11 protein-coding genes are annotated in these 16,241 nt (G+C 74.0%); 5 read left to right on the top strand and 6 right to left on the bottom strand.

What is annotated here, in order from left to right:
* The first annotated feature begins 92 nt into the window (after positions 1–92).
* Both ACZ4VI_RS10870 and ACZ4VI_RS10865 read left to right on the top strand, forming a co-directional pair.
* Positions 93–773: a hypothetical protein gene (locus tag ACZ4VI_RS10870; protein ID WP_467998657.1), complete on the top strand. Its 681-nt coding sequence runs from the start codon at positions 93–95 to the stop codon at positions 771–773.
* Entirely contained in the window at positions 760–1,497 is a 738-nt protein-coding gene (locus ACZ4VI_RS10865; protein ID WP_467998655.1) for a class F sortase, read from the top strand. Before ACZ4VI_RS10870 ends, ACZ4VI_RS10865 begins: the two co-directional genes overlap by 14 nt.
* Here the strand turns inward: ACZ4VI_RS10865 and ACZ4VI_RS10860 are convergent.
* Genes ACZ4VI_RS10860 through ACZ4VI_RS10850 form a run of 3 tightly spaced genes read right to left on the bottom strand, consistent with a single transcriptional unit; the run spans position 1,472 to position 10,374 of the window.
* Positions 1,472–4,927 (bottom strand): ATP-binding protein, encoded by a 3,456-nt coding sequence (locus tag ACZ4VI_RS10860; protein WP_467998653.1) that lies wholly within the window; start codon positions 4,925–4,927, stop codon positions 1,472–1,474. The genes ACZ4VI_RS10865 and ACZ4VI_RS10860 overlap by 26 nt on opposite strands.
* A 57-nt stretch (positions 4,928–4,984) precedes the next feature.
* Positions 4,985–7,864, bottom strand: coding sequence for an FG-GAP repeat domain-containing protein (locus ACZ4VI_RS10855; RefSeq protein WP_467998651.1), 2,880 nt, complete (start codon positions 7,862–7,864; stop codon positions 4,985–4,987).
* The gene (locus ACZ4VI_RS10850; protein ID WP_467998649.1) at positions 7,861–10,374 is read right to left on the bottom strand and encodes a S8 family serine peptidase; all 2,514 of its coding nucleotides are present in this window, start codon (positions 10,372–10,374) and stop codon (positions 7,861–7,863) included. Before ACZ4VI_RS10850 ends, ACZ4VI_RS10855 begins: the two co-directional genes overlap by 4 nt.
* A gap of 223 nt (positions 10,375–10,597) precedes the next feature.
* Between ACZ4VI_RS10850 and ACZ4VI_RS10845 the strand changes: the two genes are divergently transcribed.
* From ACZ4VI_RS10845 to ACZ4VI_RS10835, 3 genes are all read left to right on the top strand, one after another.
* Positions 10,598–11,089 (top strand): DUF3574 domain-containing protein, encoded by a 492-nt coding sequence (locus tag ACZ4VI_RS10845; RefSeq protein WP_467998648.1) that lies wholly within the window; start codon positions 10,598–10,600, stop codon positions 11,087–11,089.
* Positions 11,090–11,180: 91 nt separating this feature from the next.
* Complete coding sequence (locus ACZ4VI_RS10840) at positions 11,181–12,572, top strand: aldehyde dehydrogenase family protein (protein ID WP_467998646.1); 1,392 nt, start codon at positions 11,181–11,183, stop codon at positions 12,570–12,572.
* Positions 12,573–12,593: 21 nt separating this feature from the next.
* Positions 12,594–13,673 (top strand): Zn-dependent alcohol dehydrogenase, encoded by a 1,080-nt coding sequence (locus ACZ4VI_RS10835; RefSeq protein WP_467998835.1) that lies wholly within the window; start codon positions 12,594–12,596, stop codon positions 13,671–13,673.
* Positions 13,674–13,684: 11 nt separating this feature from the next.
* Here the strand turns inward: ACZ4VI_RS10835 and ACZ4VI_RS10830 are convergent, their stop codons facing one another.
* The 3 genes from ACZ4VI_RS10830 to ACZ4VI_RS10820 all read right to left on the bottom strand — a co-directional run bounded on the left by ACZ4VI_RS10830 (position 13,685) and on the right by ACZ4VI_RS10820 (position 16,192).
* The gene (locus tag ACZ4VI_RS10830; RefSeq protein ID WP_467998644.1) at positions 13,685–14,635 is read right to left on the bottom strand and encodes a DMT family transporter; all 951 of its coding nucleotides are present in this window, start codon (positions 14,633–14,635) and stop codon (positions 13,685–13,687) included.
* A 171-nt stretch (positions 14,636–14,806) separates the two neighbouring features.
* Complete coding sequence (locus ACZ4VI_RS10825; protein ID WP_467998642.1) at positions 14,807–15,502, bottom strand: ArsR/SmtB family transcription factor; 696 nt, start codon at positions 15,500–15,502, stop codon at positions 14,807–14,809.
* An 18-nt stretch (positions 15,503–15,520) separates the two neighbouring features.
* Positions 15,521–16,192, bottom strand: a complete 672-nt coding sequence (locus ACZ4VI_RS10820; RefSeq protein ID WP_467998640.1) for a TetR/AcrR family transcriptional regulator — start codon at positions 16,190–16,192, stop codon at positions 15,521–15,523.
* Between the last annotated feature and the right edge of the window lie 49 nt (positions 16,193–16,241).

Here is a 16,241-nt window from a genome sequence, read left to right as displayed (position 1 = left end):
CGGCGTTGCGCACCCTGAGTAGTGGTCATGTAACTGATAGTCAGATTATCGGCTGATCTGTCCGACGTCTTCGTGACTGGAGGAACCCCCGCATGACCGCTCAGGTTGTCCGCCCCTTGCTCTCCGCCGCCGTGGCTGCCCTCACTATCGGCGGTGTGGCCCTGGGCGGCGCACCCGCCGCCTTCGCCGCCCCCGGCGACAACGGCGACATCAAGATCCACCACGCCGGCCCGTACCCGCCGTACGAGCCGCGCACGCCCCATGACGACCAGCGCACCGTGACGAAGGTGTGCCCGTTCTACATCGCGGCATTCAACTTCGACACCATCCAGGACGTCAGCTGGGCGATCTCGCCCCAGCCCCCGACGGACACCACCACCCTGTCCGGCACCATCCATCTGACCTCGGAGAGGTGGTGGACCGATGACCTGCGCCTGACCGACGGCATGTACAAGATCGAGTGGACCTGGGAAGGCCAGATGGGCGCCAAGAAGAGCAAGGTCTTCAAGGTCGACTGCAAGGACATCAACGGCCCGACGCAACCGCCCAACGGCGACAACGGCGGTAACGGCGGCCCCACCAAGCCTCCGCACACCAAGCCCCCGTACCACAAGCCCCACGGCCCGGTCGGTGCCGGCGGTGGCGGTAGCGCCGAGCTCGCGTCCGACAACTCGGCCTTCGGGATCGGATCGGCCATCGCCGCAGCCGTCGCCGGCACGGCGGGCGTGATCCTCATCCGTCGGTCGCGCCGCCGCACCGATGGCGCCGCGTAGGTCCCGCTTCACGCGCAGGCAGCGGCGCCTTCTCCGGCTCGCCCGGACGGTGGTGGTGACCCTGTCGCTGGTCGTCGGCGGCATCTGGTGGGCCCAGGACGAGGAACCGTCCGGCCCACCGATCGCCGCCGCCCCGGCCACGCACGGGCAGCACCCCGACCAGAAGCCGCAGGCAGAGTCCAGTCCCAAGCCCCCGCCCCAGGCGGTCAAGCCCCGCCCCAAGGCCCCGGCCACGCCGTCGCCGCCGCCTGCGCCCCTGGCCCGCTCGCGCGCCACCAGACTCGCCATCCCGGCGATCACCATCGAGGCCCCGATCATCGGCCTGAGCCTCGACCGGTCAGGACAGCTCGGCACCCCACCGGTCGAGAACCCCCGGGTCGTCGGCTGGTACGCGGGCGGTGCCGCCCCGGGCGAGCGCGGCACGGCGATCGTCGTCGGCCATCGTGACACCCGTACCGGACCCGCGATCTTCCTCAACCTCAACTCGCTCGCCCCCGGCAACACCGTCCGTGTCGCCCGGGCCGACGGCAAGGTCGCCGTCTTCACGGTCGACAGGGTCCGTACGTATACGAAGGAGGAGTTCCCCGACCAGGAGGTGTACGGCTCCACGGACCGTCCCGAACTGCGGCTGCTCACCTGCGGCGGAACCTTCGACCCCAAGAAGGGCTACGCGTCGAACGTCGTCGTCTTCGCCCACCTCACGGACGTCGCCCGGGAGATCTGAGACGCGCGCCGTCCGTCGTGCCGCGGGCCCTCGCCACCCGGCGCGCGCCCGCCGGATACGGCAGTTCCGCCGCCAGCGCCGCCGCCCTGTCGAACCCCTCCGCCGCCTCCCGCGCGCGGCCGAGGGCGGCCAGCGCGGCGGCGTGCGCGGTACGGGCCTCCGCCTCCGCGAGCCGCTCCCCGGCCCGCTCCGCCCGTACGACCTCCGCGGCGGCCACCGAGGCCGCCTCCTCGGCGCGCCCGCACGCCAGTTGGGCCCACGCCGTCAGATGCGCCGTCCCGGGCTCCCCGCTCTCCGCCAGCAGGGCCAGCGCCTCCTGCGGCCGGCCCTCCCGTATCGCCGCCTCGGCGCGCGCCGAGCGCACCTCCTGCCGCGCCTGATGGTCGCCCTGCGACCGGGCCGTGCGCTCGGCAGAGTCGAGGAGCGCCACGGCCCCGGGCTCCGCCATCCGCATCCGTACCCGGGCCAGCGCCACCCAGGCGTACGGCGCGCACCAGACCCCGTCCGGCTCCGCATCCCGCACCGCGGTCTCCGCCAGCTGCCGCGCCTCGGCCGTCTCCTCCACGAGCAGATGGAGTTCGGCGAGATTGGCCCGCTCGAAGACCGACGCGGTCGGATCGCCCGAGCGCTCGGCGAGCTCCAGCGCGCGCCGGCCCGTCGCGATCGCCTCGCGCAGCCGCCCCGCCCGGCGCGCGGTCTCACGCAGCACCGAGAGCACCGAGGCCAGCAGCTGCGGATCGCCGTACGCCTCCGCGTGCGGCAGCGCCTCGTAGGCGACCGGGCCCGCCTCCCCGAACCGCCCCGCGAGCCCCAGCGAGGTCGCCCGCGCCGCCAGGGCCCGGGCGAGCAGACCACGCCGCTCCGGCCCGTCCACCGCCTGAGCCGTCTCCTCCGCCGCCCGCGCGGCCGTCACCCCGTCCTCGTACCGCCCCGCGACGAAACACAGCACCGCCCGCGCCAGATGGTGCGCGCTCGCCGTCGCCGCCGGAGTCCAGGGCCCGGGCGGGCAGGAGTCGAGCAGCCGCAGTCCCTCGTCGCTGCTGCGGGTCTTCGGCATCAACTCGGCGAGCCGGGCCGTCGCCAGGACCTGACCGTCCCGGTCGCCGCGCCGCCGCAGTTCCGCCCGCGCCTCCGCGAGGAGCCGCGCGGCCTCCTCGAAGCGGCCCATCCGGCGCAGCACGGCACTGCGGTCGATCCTCGCCCGCGCCGACTCCGCGGCCAGCGCGTCGAGCCGCTCGGTGAGTTCGGCGTAGTAGCGGTCGGCGGTGTCGTTGGCGTACAGGACGGCGGCCCGTTCGGCGGCCCGACGCAGATAGGCCGTGGCGCGCGGGTCGTCGGCGCGGGTCAGATGGGTGGCGAGTATGTCCACCGCCTCGGGCCTGCGGCGCAGCACCGCCTCCGCGTACGCCGAGTGCAGCAGCCGGCGCCGGGCGGTGGACAGCGCTTCGTAGCAGGTCAGCCGGACCAGCGGATGACGGAAGGCGAGCCCGGCCGCCGGCCGGCCCTCGGCGACGACGATCCGTTCCTCGACCACGGAGGCGGCGACGGCGGCGTCCACCGCCTCGGTGGCCTCGGCGGCCGAGAGCCGCGGATGACCGCCCCGCCGGGCCACGTCGAGGACCTCGGCCAGCGCCGCGTCCTGACCTGCCACGGCGACCACCTCGACCACGCGGCGGGCCGCGCCGCCGAGCCGCCCGAGGCGTTCCGCGACCAACTGCCGGACGCTCTCGGGCGCGCCAGTCCGCCCGTCGCCGCCCTCCCGTACCGCGCGCGCAAGTTCGAGGGCGAACAGCGGATTGCCGAGCGACAGCTCCCACACCCGCTCCGGTACGGGTACGGGTACGGATTCGGGCACGGGTACGGGTACGGGTACGGGTACGGGTACGGCGAGGGACACGGCCCCGGCACCCTCAACGGCCCCGGCCCCCGCATCGGCCTCGCCGAGCACGTCCGCCGTCAGGGCCAGGCACGCCTCGCGGGTCAGGCGGGGCAGCTCCACCGTGAGTGCGAGCGACTGGCGCGGCATCACGTCGAGCGTGTGGCGGCGCGGATCGGAGGCCGGCAGCTCCTCGGGGCGGATGGTGGCGAGAAATCGCCAAGCCCTTCCCGTGTCGCCTGCCTGGCGAGCAAGATGGCTGAGGAGCTGGAACGAGCCCAAGTCCGCCGCATGGAGGTCGTCCAGCACCAGCAACACGGGCCGCTCCGCCGCCAGTTCCCCGAGCAGCCCGGCAGCCGCCCGGAACAGCCGGTCCCGCTCCTCCTCGGGACTCCGGCCCGACACCGGCCGCACCCGGCCCAAGGAGGGCAGAAGCGCGGCCAGTTCGGGGTACTCGGCGCCCGCCCGGGACCTCTCGGCGGCCGGGCGGTCCGCCAGCCAGCCGTCGAGGGCCTCGGCGAACGGACCGTACGGCGTGTGCCCCTCCGCGTCGTGCGCCGCCCCCCACAGGACGGCCGTCCCCTCCTTGGCCGCCCTGCGGGCCGCCTCGCCCACGAGCCGGGTCTTGCCGAGACCTGCCTCACCCGTGACCAGGAGCACGGGCGGGGAAGCGGGGTCCAGGAGCCGGGCCAGCACCTCGTCCCGGCCGCGCAGGGGCGAGGCGGGCGGGCGGCGCACCACGGCCGGCAGCGTGGGGCGTACCGACCGGGAGGACGGTACGGGCGCGGCGAGCGCCTCCCGGTGCAGCCGCTCGGTCTCGGCACCGGGCCGCACACCGAACTCCGCGTCCAGTGCCTCCCGGCACAGGTGGTACTGCGCCACCGCACGCCGCCGCAGCCCCTGCCGGAGGTACGCCTCGATCAGGATCCGGTGCGCGCCCTCCTCCGCCGGGGCCGACGCCAGGACGCGCTCCGCTGCGGGTACCGCCTCCTCCGGTGCCCCGGCAGCCAGATGTGCCGCCGCCAGCGCCAGGAGGGTGCGCTCCCGCAGGGCGGACAGGCGTGCGCGGCGGGCCTCGGCCCAGGGGGCGTAGCGGTCCTCGGGCAGCAGCTCGCCCGTGAACGCGTCGAGGGCCGCGGCCAGTCCGGCGCGCCCGCCGTGCGCCAGGGCCGCCTCGGCGAGCGCTTCGGCCTCGTCGGCGTCGATCCGTACCGTCCGCGGATCGAGCCGCAGCAGGGAACCCTCGCCGGTCAGATAGGAGGAGACCGCCCGGGGCCGCAGCTCGGGCTCGATCGCCCGGCGCGCCGCGTGCAGGGCCACCCGCAGACTGCCGAGCGCGGAGTGGGGATCGGCGTCCGGCCAGCAGATCTCCATGGCCTGCTCGCGGTGGAGGCGGTGGCCGGGTGAGACGGCGAGCAGCTTCACCAGCGTCCGGGCACTGGGGCGTGGCCACCGCTCGGCGAGCGGCGGCCCGCCGTCCCGGTCGACGCCGAACCCGCCGAGGAGACGCACCCGCAGCACCGGGGGCGCGCCCGCTGATATGTCATCGCCCATGAGGGCGCCCACTCTAATGGGCGCCCCCACCAGCGGCTTCGGTCAGCAAGGCTTCGGTCAGGAAACGGTCAGCACGCCCGTCACCGCGCCGTGCAGGCCGCTGTCCGACAGGAGGTAGCGCCCGCCGGACAGTTCGATCGTCCGGTCGAAACCGGTGTCGTCCTTGCCGAGACCCACGACCTCGTCCACCCCGTCACCGGTCAGGTCCGCCACGATCAGGTTCTGCTGGGCGAAGCGCTGCATCCGCGTCAGCTGGTTCGGGTAGTTCACGCCCCCCGTCAGGACCGCCGGGTCCCACACATAGGAGGCGCCCTCCGTACCGCCGATCAACAGCCGCCGCCCGCCGGGGCCGGTCGCGAACCGGCCCCGGTGCACCGTCGGCAGCGTGTAGATCTCGTGCTCGCCGCCGTCCTTGGCGAAGGTGCGGAACGAGGCCGTGCCGGCGAGGACCAGACCCTCGTCACCGGTGAACCAGTTGCCGACCGTCCAGGCGCCGCCACCCGTGGCGGTCCGTACGACCTTGCCCGTCCGCACGTCACGGAACTCGAGGAGCGTGGTCCAGAACCTTCCCTCCCGCACGATCCAGGAGTGCACGACCGCGTGCCCGTCCGCGTACGGGATGTCGGGGGAGGCGTACACCCCGTGATAGAGCTGCGCCGCGTGGATCCGGGTGTCGGCGTCGCCGGTCCAGGTCGGGTCGGCGGCCCAGGCGAGCGTGCCCGAAGCGGCCTCCAGCGCCATGCCGTTGACGACCCCGGCGCCCGTGCCCAGCGACCCCGGCGTCTGGTACGAGCCCATGACCCGGTCGTCCGCGACCGCGAGGTCGGAGAAGACCACCGGGCCTGCGCCGGCGGGGGTGTACGACCAGACGAGCCGGCCGCTTCCCTTGTACGCGCGGACCGCGTCCGTCGGCACCAGCACCTCGTCGTCCCCGTCACCGTCCAGGTCCGCGACCGTCACCGAGCGGACGAACCGACCGCCCCCGTCGATCGTCCTGCGAACCGCCCCGGTACCGGCGTCCACGATCACCGCGGCGCTGTCGGCGGCGAGCACGAGGTCGTCCTCGCGGCCGTCGCCGTCCGTGTCACCGACCGCGATGTCCCCGGCCACCGACCCGGGCAGCGTGGACTGCCACAGCAGCCGTGGCTCACCGGCCGCCAGGGAGGGGCCGTCGTACGCCCACAGCCCGTGCGACTGGCCCGCCGCCACCACGTCCTTCACCCCGTCGCCGTTCACGTCCACCGCGATGCCGGTGGACAGATCGGCCTGGAGCGGGGTGAGACCGGCGGAGCTGCCGTTGCCAAGCCGGTACGAGCGGATGTTGTGCTCGTTGTCGACGGTCCGCACCAGCCAGTCGTCGCCCGAGCGGTACGGCTGGGCGTACAGCGGCGAGGCCACCGCGCCCTTCCTCGACCACCGCACCCCGCCGTCACGGCCGTTCAGCACGGTCAGGGTCCCGTAGCGGGAGCCGCCCGGATTGGCGGCCGTCTCCTTGCCCTCCGTCGTCACGTACGAGGCCAGCACCCTGCCGTCGGCGATCTCCAGACCCAGCGCCGAGTCGCCGTCCTTGACGTTGTCCTCGCCGCGCTTGACCGTGTGTGACCACAGCTCGCCCCCGTCGGAGCCCCCGAGCGCCCGCACGGTGGCAGCGTTGACGTACAGGTACGCGTCGAGAGTCGCCTCGGCGAACACGTACTCCGCGCCGCCGCCGTCCCGGACGTCGCCGACGGCCAGTTCGGTGCCGACGGCGTTGATCCGGTTGTCCAGGACGGTCCGGGTGCCGTCGGCGAGGTCGTACGCGGCGATCTCGTACCGCAGCCCCTCGCGGTAGTCGGACTGCTCCAGGGCGACCAGCCGGCCGCGGGAGGTGTCATGCACCGCCTCACGCCCGTACAGGCTCCCGTCCGTCCGCCAACGCACCGACCCGTCGGCCGTGCCCAGGACGAGCGTGTGGCTCTCGGCGGGCGCCGTGGCCGTCCTGCGGACGTGCCAGGAGACGGCCGCCGCGCCACCGGCCAGCGGGGTGACCGAGGACCACCGGCCGTCGCGCTTCCCCGTGGCGTACGTCCAGGTCGCCGTCGGCGTCAGCCGCCCCTCCGCGTACCCGAAGCGGAAGCCGTACAGCGTCGCCGTGGCCGCCTTGTCCGCGTTCGGATTGGTGGACGGCTGGTCGGCGACGAGCAGGGTGTCGCCCACCAGCACGACCTGCTGCGCGTCGGCGAAGAGTCGGCTCCAGACCGTGGCCCCGGTCCGGCCGTCGAGGACGGTCACGAAGGTGCCGGTGGTCAGCGGCGAACCGGGCGAGGTGAAGGGCCGGTACGGGCTGTTGCCCACGTCCGCCGTGAAGACGACGTCCGCGACCCCGTCGCCCGTCAGATCGCCCTGGGACCAGCCGCGGTCGGCGAGGTCCGCGAACGGGCTGTTCGCGTGGTAGCCGAGGGTGATCCGGGCGGGATACGGCTCGGCCTGCCACGGCCGGACGTTCCTGACCTGCCAGTCGGCGTACAACGAGGTGTTGTCCCGCTTCCACACGGTACGGCCGGAGGCGGTAAGCCGGGTGACCGTGCCGAGGCTGTGCACGGCGAGGAAGTCCCCGCGTCCCCCGCCGAGTTGCGCGGTCTCGGCCTGCCCGCGGTACGTCTCCAGGGCGGAGGCCGCGGTGAGGGCCACCGCACCGGCCCCGGTGTCCTCGGTGCCCTGGGCGGTGGGCGCCGGGGCTTCCGGCGCGCCCTGCGGAGTGACCTGCTGCGGCTCGGCGGCCTCGACGGCGCGCTGCTCCAGCGCGTCGGCCTCGGCGTCGGTGAGGACACGGGCGACCGGCTCCTCGCCGGCGTACACGGAGGCGTGGGCGGTGGTGGCAGGCAGGGCGGTCAGCGCGAGTCCGGCCGCGATCAGGGCGGAGGCGAGGCGTACGGCCCGCCGGGAGGTGGAAGTCATCGGACCGCCTTCGGGGTGATGCGGATCGCGGACCTGTCGGCGATCACGGACTCGTTGAAGGAGTACTGCAGGGCGTCGGTGCCGGCCTGGTTCTCGATACCGACGGTGGCCTTGCCGCCGGACTCGTACGCGCCCGCGCCGATCGACTGGTACTGCAGGACGATCGCGCCGGTCGCCTCCTCGAACACGGCCTCGAAGGTGACACGCTGGGAGGTGTCGGCGGCGAAGGCCGCGTTCTCCCAGACGATCGCGAACCTCCGCTGACCCGCCGTGCCGGTCGTCGCGGTCCTCACGGCGGACTTGGCGTCCAGGGTGAGGTCGTCCCAGTAGGCCGCGAGGATGCCGTTGGGCTGGCCCGGCGCGGGCAGCGCGGTGTTGGCATAGTCGCCGAGGCGCGGGGCGAGGAAGTTCACCAGGCCGTTGGTGGTGACGTTCGCCTCGCTGTACGGGACGCCGTAGAAGGAGACAGGGAACGGCAGGGCGATCGTCTTCGCGTTCTCGTCGCCGGAGAGCGCGAGCTTCGTCCTGGCGTCGACCCAGGAGTACGCGGCGGGCCGGCAGCTGTTGCCGGAGGCGTCGGTACGAGCGGGCAGGGCGGCGGTCACGTTCTCGACGCCGTCCACGGTCAGGGCGGCCGTGTGGACGCCGTTGCACAGGACCGGCGCGGCCGGGGTGGCGGTGAGGGTGAAGGCGCCCTCGGCGACGGCCGGGAAGCGGAAGCCGCCGGAGGCGTCGGTCATGACCGGCGCGAGCGGGGCGTCGGTGAAGCGGACGGTGGCTCCCCTCAGCGGCCTGCCGGTGACGTCGAGGACCGTGCCGGAGACGGCGTGCGCGGGCACGGCGTCCAGGGCGAGGTCGTGGGTGAGGGACTGGCCGGTGGTGACGGTCAGGTTCTCCTCGGTGGCGGTGCGGTAGCCGTAGCCGCCGGTGGAGAGCGTGTACGTGCCCGCCGCGAGGGTCAGCCGGTAGGCACCGGAGGCGTCCGTGCTCACCGAGCGCCGGGCGTCGCCCGCGCGGGCGGCCACCGTGATGCCGGGGATCGGGGCGCCGGTCGCCCGGTCCGTGACCGTGCCGGTGAGGGTGGCCGCGGTGTGCGGGGCCCGGTCGACGGCGGCGAGGACGTCCAGCTTGCCCTCGCCCCAGACGTTGTTGGCGTCGGCGGTACCGCCGCAGTGGGTGTCCTCGACATCCCGTGCGGAGTCGTTCAGGGCGGCGCGGGTGGCGTCGATGTTCCCGATGAGCGACGGGGCCGAGGACCAGAGCAGGGCGACGGCGCCTGCGACGTGCGGGGTGGCCATCGACGTACCGGAGATAGCGCGGTAGCCGTTGCCCGGCCAGGCGGAGCGGACGTTCACGCCGGGGGCGGAGAGGTTCGGCTTCATCGAGCCGTCGACCCGGGAGGGGCCGAAGCCGGAGAAGCTCGCGATCCTCCCCTCGACGTCGTAGGCACCGACACCGTAGGCCGGGGCCTGGGCGCCGGGGGCCTCCGTCGTCGAACAGGTCGTGCCGTCGCCGGAGTTGCCGGCCGCGAACGCCTCGAAGATGCCGGCGGCGTTCCAGGACTCGATGATGTCCTGGTAGAAGGTGGTGTTCCCGCCGCCCCAGGAGTTGTTGACGATGTCGGGGGCGAGATCGGGGCGCGGGTTCTGCCCGTTGCGGTCGGTCGGCGCGAGGATCCACTGACCGGACTTCAGCAGCGAGGAGTCCGAACAGCTGCGGGCCTCGCAGCCCTTGGCGGCGATCCACTTCACGCCGGGGGCGACGCCGATGCCGTCGGCGCCGGCGATGGTGCCCATGGTGTGGGTGCCGTGGCCGTTGTTGTCACAGGGCGTGCCGCCGGCGCACTGGCCCGTCGGGTCGAACCAGTTGTAATCGTGGCTGAAGGTGCCGTCCCCCAGGTTGCCCCGGTAGTTCCCCTTCAGCGCCGGGTGGTCGTACTGGACACCCGAGTCGATGTTCGCGACGACGATCCCCTCGCCGCGGTTGTCGTACTGCGACCAGACCTGATCGGCCCTGACGTCCTTGACGCCCCACTCGGGGATCCCCGCCTCCTCGGCGGTGACCGCGCCCTGGGCCACGGTGTCGAGGGCGTAGTGCCGCTCCTGGCGGATGGACGCCACGTCGGGGCGGGCGGCGAGCGTCTCGACGAGCGCCTTGTCGCCGGTCACCTTCACGGCGTTGGCGATCCAGTACGACTCGTAGCCGACCTTCGCCCGGTCCAGATAGCGCGTCAGCGAGCTCTGGCTGCGGGCGGCTCCGGCGCGCAGCGCGTCGAACGCGGCGGCGGCCTTCTTCGCGTGGGCGCGCTGCCGGCGGGCGCCGGAGAGGTCGGCGCGGTCGGCGAGGACGACGAAGAAGGTCGCGTTCCGGCCGGATTCGACGGTGGCGGTGACGCCCGGATCGACCTGGGCGGCCGGCCCGGGGGTGGGGGCGGCCGCCGCGGAAGGCGCGCCGAGCAGGGCCGCGGCCGTGACGGCGACCGCGGCCCAGGCGGTGGATCTGCGATGCATATGGGTGGCTCCTCCATCGCTGGTACGGGGGAAGCCGGCGCCCCGATCCCCTTTGTCCATGGGGGAATGAGCGCGGAGGTGGCGGGGCGGGCTCGGCCGGGACGCTAGAACTGGTCCGTTACTGGGGAATTACCGAGCCTCGACACCAGGTCCGGGCCACCCGCCCTGCCCACCCCACCCCGCCCCGCCCCGCCCCGCCCGCTCGAACCACGAGGACGTGCACATGCCCATCCGCCCGCTGACCACCCGTACCCGCACCAGCACTCGTACGCGTATCGCCGTCGCCTTCGCCGGGCTGCTGATCGCGGCCGGTGCCCCCGCCGCGTACGCCACGCTCGGCGATAACACCTCCCCGCAGACCGCCGTCACGGCGCAGGCGCGTGGCAAGGCGTACGTCGAGACGCGGCTCTTCTTCGGGACCGAGCGTCCCGACGGCGGCCCGGCCGTCACCGACGAGCAGTTCATGGCCTTCGTCGACAAGGAGGTCACGCCCCGCTTTCCGGCGGGCCTGACTGTCCAGAACGGTCGTGGACAGTGGCGCGACCGGAACGGCACCATCGAGCGGGAGCGTTCGTACGAGCTGATCCTGCTGTACCCGTCGTCGGAGACGCGGCTCCACGACCCGAGCATCGAGGAGATCAGGGAGGCGTACCGGAAGGCCTACGGGCAGGAGTCCGTGGCCCGGCTCGACGAGCCGACCCGGGCCGACTTCTGAGCCGGGGCAAGGCGCCTCTGGCGCCAAAAAACTAACAGCGCTAATTTAGGGCGCCGGACCGACCGGCCGGCATGTGCGGAGGAGACTGCGGATGAAGTGCCACGACGCGATGTACATCGGCGGGGAGTGGCGTCCCGCCGCCTCCACGGAGACCATTCCGGTCGTCAACCCGGCCGACGAGCAGATCATCGGCCATGTTCCGGCCGGTACCGCCGAGGACGTCGACGCCGCGGTGCGCGCCGCCCGCGCCGCCTTCCGCGGCTGGGCCGCCACCCCGCCGGCCGAGCGCGCGAAGCTGATCGGCGCGCTCCGCGACGGCCTCGCGGCCCGCGCCGAGGAGATCGCCGCCACGGTGACCGCCGAACTGGGCGCCCCGCCGAAGTTCGCCGCCGCCGTCCACGCCGGACTGCCGATCGCCGTCGCCGGCTCGTACGCCGAGCTCGCCGCCACCCACTCGTTCGAGGAGAAGGTCGGCAACTCCACCGTCTACTCCGAGCCCGTCGGTGTCGTCGGCGCGATCACCCCGTGGAACTACCCGCTCCACCAGATCGTCGCCAAGGTCGCCCCCGCGCTCGCGGCCGGCTGCACCGTCGTCCTCAAGCCGGCCGAGGACACCCCGCTGACCGCCCAGCTCTTCGCGGAGGCGGTCCACGCGGCGGGTATCCCGGCCGGGGTGTTCAACCTGGTCACCGGCCTCGGCCCGGTCGCCGGGCAGGCGCTGGCCGAGCACGAGGGCGTCGACCTGGTCTCCTTCACCGGCTCGACCGCCGTCGGCCGGCGGATCGGCGCCCTCGCGGGCGGAGCCGTCAAGCGGGTCGCCCTGGAGCTGGGCGGCAAGTCCGCCAACGTCATCCTGCCGAGCGCCGACCTCGGCAAGGCCGTCGCCGTCGGCATTGCCAACGTCATGGCCAACTCCGGCCAGACGTGCAGCGCGTGGACCCGGATGCTCGTCCACCGCGACCAGTACGACGAGGCGGTGGCGCTGGCCGCCGAGGCCGTCGCCACGTACGTCCCCGGCGAGCGCGTCGGCCCGCTCGTCAACGCCAGGCAGCAGGCGCGGGTGCGCGGCTACATCGAGAAGGGCGTCGAGGAGGGCGCCCGGATCATCGCCGGCGGGCCGGAGGCCCCGCGGGAGACCGGCTACTACGTCTCCCCGACCGTCTTCGCCGACGTCACGCCGGACATGACCATCGCCCAGGAGGAGATCTTCGGCCCGGTCGTCTCGATCCTGCGGTACGAGGACGAGGACGAGGCCCTCGCCATCGCCAACGGGACCGTGTACGGGCTCGCCGGGGCCGTCTGGGGCGAGCCGGAGGCGGCCGTCGCCTTCGCCCGCCGCATGGAGACCGGCCAGGTCGACATCAACGGCGGCCGGTTCAACCCGCTCGCCCCGTTCGGCGGCTACAAGCAGTCGGGCGTGGGGCGCGAACTCGGGGCGCACGGCCTCACCGAGTACCTCCAGACCAAGTCCCTCCAGTTCTGAGGAGCACGACGCGTCATGAGCGTGGTCCGCGCCGCCTTCCTGCCCGCCGTCGGCTCTCCGCTGGAGATCACCGGGATACGGCTCCCCGAGCCCGGCCCCGGACAGGTCCGGGTCCGGCTCGCCGCCGCCGGGGTCTGCCACTCCGACCTGTCCCTGACCAACGGCACCATGCGGGTGCCCGTCCCCGCCGTCCTCGGCCACGAGGGCGCGGGCACGGTCGTCTCCGTCGGCGAGGGCGTCACCCATGTCGCCCCCGGCGACGGCGTCGTCCTCAACTGGGCGCCGTCCTGCGGCTCCTGCCACCCCTGCTCGCTCGGCGAGGTCTGGCTCTGCGCCGACGCGCTGACCGGCGCCGGGAACGTGTACGCGGCCACCGAGGACGGCGTCGACCTCCACCCGGGCCTCAACGTCGCCGCCTTCGCCGAGGAGACGGTCGTCGCGGCGAACTGCGTCCTGCCCGTCCCGGACGGCGTCCCGCTCACCGACGCGGCCCTCCTCGGCTGCGCCGTCCTCACCGGCTGGGGCGCGATCCACCACTCCGCCCGGGTACGGCAGGGCGAGTCCGTCGTCGTGTACGGCGTCGGCGGCGTCGGCCTCGCCACGATCCAGGCCGCCCGGATGGCGGGCGCCTCGCCGATCATCGCGGTGGACGTGTCGCCGGAGAAGGAGGCCCTGGCCCGGGCCGCCGGAGCCACCGAGTACGTCGTCGCCTCCGAGACCACCGCCAAGGAGGTCCGGAAGCTGACGGGCGGCCAGGGCGCCGACGTGGCCGTCGAATGCGTCGGTCGCGCCACCACGATCCGTACCGCCTGGGACTCCACCCGGCGCGGCGGCCGCACCACGGTCGTCGGCATCGGCGGCAAGGACCAGCAGGTCACCTTCCACGCCCTGGAGCTCTTCCACTGGGGCCGGACCCTGTCCGGCTGCGTGTACGGAAACTCCGACCCGGCCGAGGACCTGCCCGTCCTCGCCGAGCACATCCGGGCCGGCCGCCTCGACCTGAGCGCGCTGGTCACCGAACGGATCACCCTGGACGGCATCCCGGGCGCCTTCGACAACATGCTCGCGGGCAAGGGCGGCCGGGCGCTCGTCGTCTTCTAGGCGCTCTCCTTCTAGGCCCGCTCTGCGACGGTCTCGGCCGAGGGCTCCGCGGGGGCCTTCGGCCGGGAGCGGGACACCGCCACGCCCGCCAGGCACAGCGCCCCGCCCGCGAGCGTCAGCAGGCCCGGCAGCTCGCCGAGGAACACCCAGGCCATGAGGACGACGAGGGCCGGTACGGCGTACGTCGTCGCGCCCATCCGGCCTGCGGTCGTACGGGCCAGGGCGTAGGCCCAGGTCGTGAAGGCGAGGGCGGTCGGGAACACCCCGAGGTACACCATGTTCAAGGTCGCGGAGAGCGGCGCGCGGGCCGCCTCGTCCACGAGCTGCCCGGCGAAGGGCAGGCAGGCCACCGCGCCGACCAGGCACCCGAAGGTCGTGACCTGGAGGGCGCTCCCGTGCGCCAAGGCCGGCTTCTGCGCGACGACACCGCCCGCGTACGCGACCGCCGCCACCAGGCAGAGCACCACGCCGAGCACCGAGGCGTGCCCCTCGCCCGACATCGAGAGCCCGACGGCCACCGCGCCCGCGAAGGACACCGCCATGCCCGTGAGCAGCCGGGGCGGCAGCTTCTCGCCGAGGAACCGCGCGCCGAGCAGGGCGATCAGGACGGGGCCGATGTTCACGACCATCGCGGCCGTGCCCGCGTCGACCTCCTGCTCGCCCCAGTTGAGGGCCACCATGTACCCGCCGAACCACAGGAGCCCGGAGACCGCGATCCCCGGCCAGGCCGCCCGGGACGGCAGCCCCTCGCGCCGGATCAGCAGGACGGCCCCGAGGACGAGCGCCCCGGCGAGCAGCCGCCCGAGGGCGAGGGCGCCGGGGGAGTAGGCCGCGCCGGCGCTGCGGATCGAGACGAAGGCAGAGGCCCACAGCACGACGGTGACTCCGGCGGCGGCGAGCGCGAGACGTGAGGTGACGCGGGAAGAGGGCGAAGAGGGCCTGGGGTTGCGGGAGGAGGTCATGCGGTGACGGTAGGCCCCGGACGGTTCGGCGCTCACCGCAATATCGCCGAGCTCGCTCACCGCGAGCACCCCGCGCTCATTCGCCGCAGCGTCACCCGGCTCGCGCACCCGAGCAACCGCTCGTCACCGCAGCATCGCCCGGCTCGCGCAGGGCACCATCGCCCCGCGCGCTCACCTCAGCACCGCCGGGTCGATGCCCAGCGCATCGTGGAGCGCGCGCTCTCCGTCCGCCGTCACCTTCACCGCGCGCTCGGACCCGATCCGTACGCACCAGCCGCTGTCCAGCGCGTGCCGGCACAGGGCCGCGCCCGCGATCCCGGCGAGGTGCGGCCTGCGCTCGGTCCAGTCGAGGCAGCCCCGGGCGACCGGCCGCCGGCCCTTCGCCTCCAGGGAGACGCCCCGCTCCCCGAACCACGCCACACCCCGGTCGGTGAGCGCGAACCCCGTGTCCTGGCGCAGCAGTCCGCGGGCGGTCATCGCCTCGGTGATCGCGATCCCCAGCCGTCCGGCGAGATGGTCGTAGCAGGTACGGCCCCGGGCCATCGCCCGGCCCGCGCTCGCGGCCCCCAACGACCGCGGCGGCGCCTTCCGTACGGGCTCGGCGCGGGCCGCGAGGTCCTCCACGAGGTGCGCGATCCCGGAGTCGGCGAGCCGCACGTACCGGTGCCGTCCCTGCCGCTCCTCGGCGAGCACCCCGCCCGCGACGAGCTTCCCCAGGTGCTCACTGGCCGTGGACGGCGCCACGCGCGCGTGGCGCGCGAGTTCCCCGGCGGTCCAGGCCCGCCCGTCGAGCAGAGCGAGCACGAACGCGGCGCGGGTCTCGTCGGCGAAGAGGGCGGCCAGGGCGGCGAGGTCTTTGGATGCCATGGAGACAGGATCGCGCGGCTATCGTTCGGCCGCGGCCGAACCGTCCTTCCCGCGTACCCCCGCCTCGTACTGCAGCTCCAGGCCGTCGAGCAGCGCCCGCAGCCCCGTCTCGAACGCGCCCTCGTCGACCTTCTGCCCGTGTTCCGCCAGCAGGTGGGCCTGGCCCAGGTGCGGGTAGTCGGCCGGGTCGTAGGCCGTCTCGTCGTCGACGAAGCCGCGCGCGAAGGAGCCCAGGGCCGAGCCGGTGACGAAGTAGCGCATCAGCGCGCCGATGTACGTCGCCTGCGCGGGCGGCCAGCCCGCCCGGACCATCGCGCCGAAGACCGCGTCGGCGACCTTCAGGCCCGCCGGCCGGCGGCCGGGGCCCTGGGCGAGGACCGGGACGATGTGGGGGTGGTCGGCGAGGGCGGCGCGGTAGGAGGCCGCCCAGTCGTGCAGCGCCGTACGCCAGTCGCGGCCGTGGCCCTCCTCGAACATCGACAGATCGACCTTCGCGCTGACCGCGTCGGCGACCGCGTCGAGGATCTCGTCCTTGGTGCGGAAGTGGTTGTAGAGCGACGGTCCGCTCACGCCCAGCTCGGCGGCGAGCCGCCGCGTCGAGACGGCCGCGAGGCCCTCGGCGTCCACGAGCGCGCTCGCCGTCTCGACGATGCGGTCTCTGCTGAGAAGGGGCTTGCGCGGTCGGGCCATGGCGCACATAGTAGGCCTGCGCAACAGAAACTAGCAGTGCTAATTAAAG

This window comes from Streptomyces sp. NPDC029169, assembly GCF_055563935.1.
Note: the sequence above shows the minus strand (reverse complement) of the source record. Positions and strands in the feature narration are given on the sequence as shown.

What these genes read in the sequence shown, in the direction of transcription:
- ACZ4VI_RS10820 (WP_467998640.1), bottom strand. Translation starts at nt 16,192, where the DNA reads ATGGCCCGACCGCGCAAGCCCCTTCTCAGCAGAGACCGCATCGTCGAG.
- ACZ4VI_RS10830 (WP_467998644.1), bottom strand. Translation starts at nt 14,635, where the DNA reads ATGACCTCCTCCCGCAACCCCAGGCCCTCTTCGCCCTCTTCCCGCGTC.
- ACZ4VI_RS10825 (WP_467998642.1), bottom strand. Translation starts at nt 15,502, where the DNA reads ATGGCATCCAAAGACCTCGCCGCCCTGGCCGCCCTCTTCGCCGACGAG.
- ACZ4VI_RS10845 (WP_467998648.1), top strand. Translation starts at nt 10,598, where the DNA reads ATGCCCATCCGCCCGCTGACCACCCGTACCCGCACCAGCACTCGTACG.
- ACZ4VI_RS10840 (WP_467998646.1), top strand. Translation starts at nt 11,181, where the DNA reads ATGAAGTGCCACGACGCGATGTACATCGGCGGGGAGTGGCGTCCCGCC.
- ACZ4VI_RS10850 (WP_467998649.1), bottom strand. Translation starts at nt 10,374, where the DNA reads ATGCATCGCAGATCCACCGCCTGGGCCGCGGTCGCCGTCACGGCCGCG.
- ACZ4VI_RS10865 (WP_467998655.1), top strand. Translation starts at nt 760, where the DNA reads ATGGCGCCGCGTAGGTCCCGCTTCACGCGCAGGCAGCGGCGCCTTCTC.
- ACZ4VI_RS10870 (WP_467998657.1), top strand. Translation starts at nt 93, where the DNA reads ATGACCGCTCAGGTTGTCCGCCCCTTGCTCTCCGCCGCCGTGGCTGCC.
- ACZ4VI_RS10855 (WP_467998651.1), bottom strand. Translation starts at nt 7,864, where the DNA reads ATGACTTCCACCTCCCGGCGGGCCGTACGCCTCGCCTCCGCCCTGATC.
- ACZ4VI_RS10860 (WP_467998653.1), bottom strand. Translation starts at nt 4,927, where the DNA reads ATGGGCGATGACATATCAGCGGGCGCGCCCCCGGTGCTGCGGGTGCGT.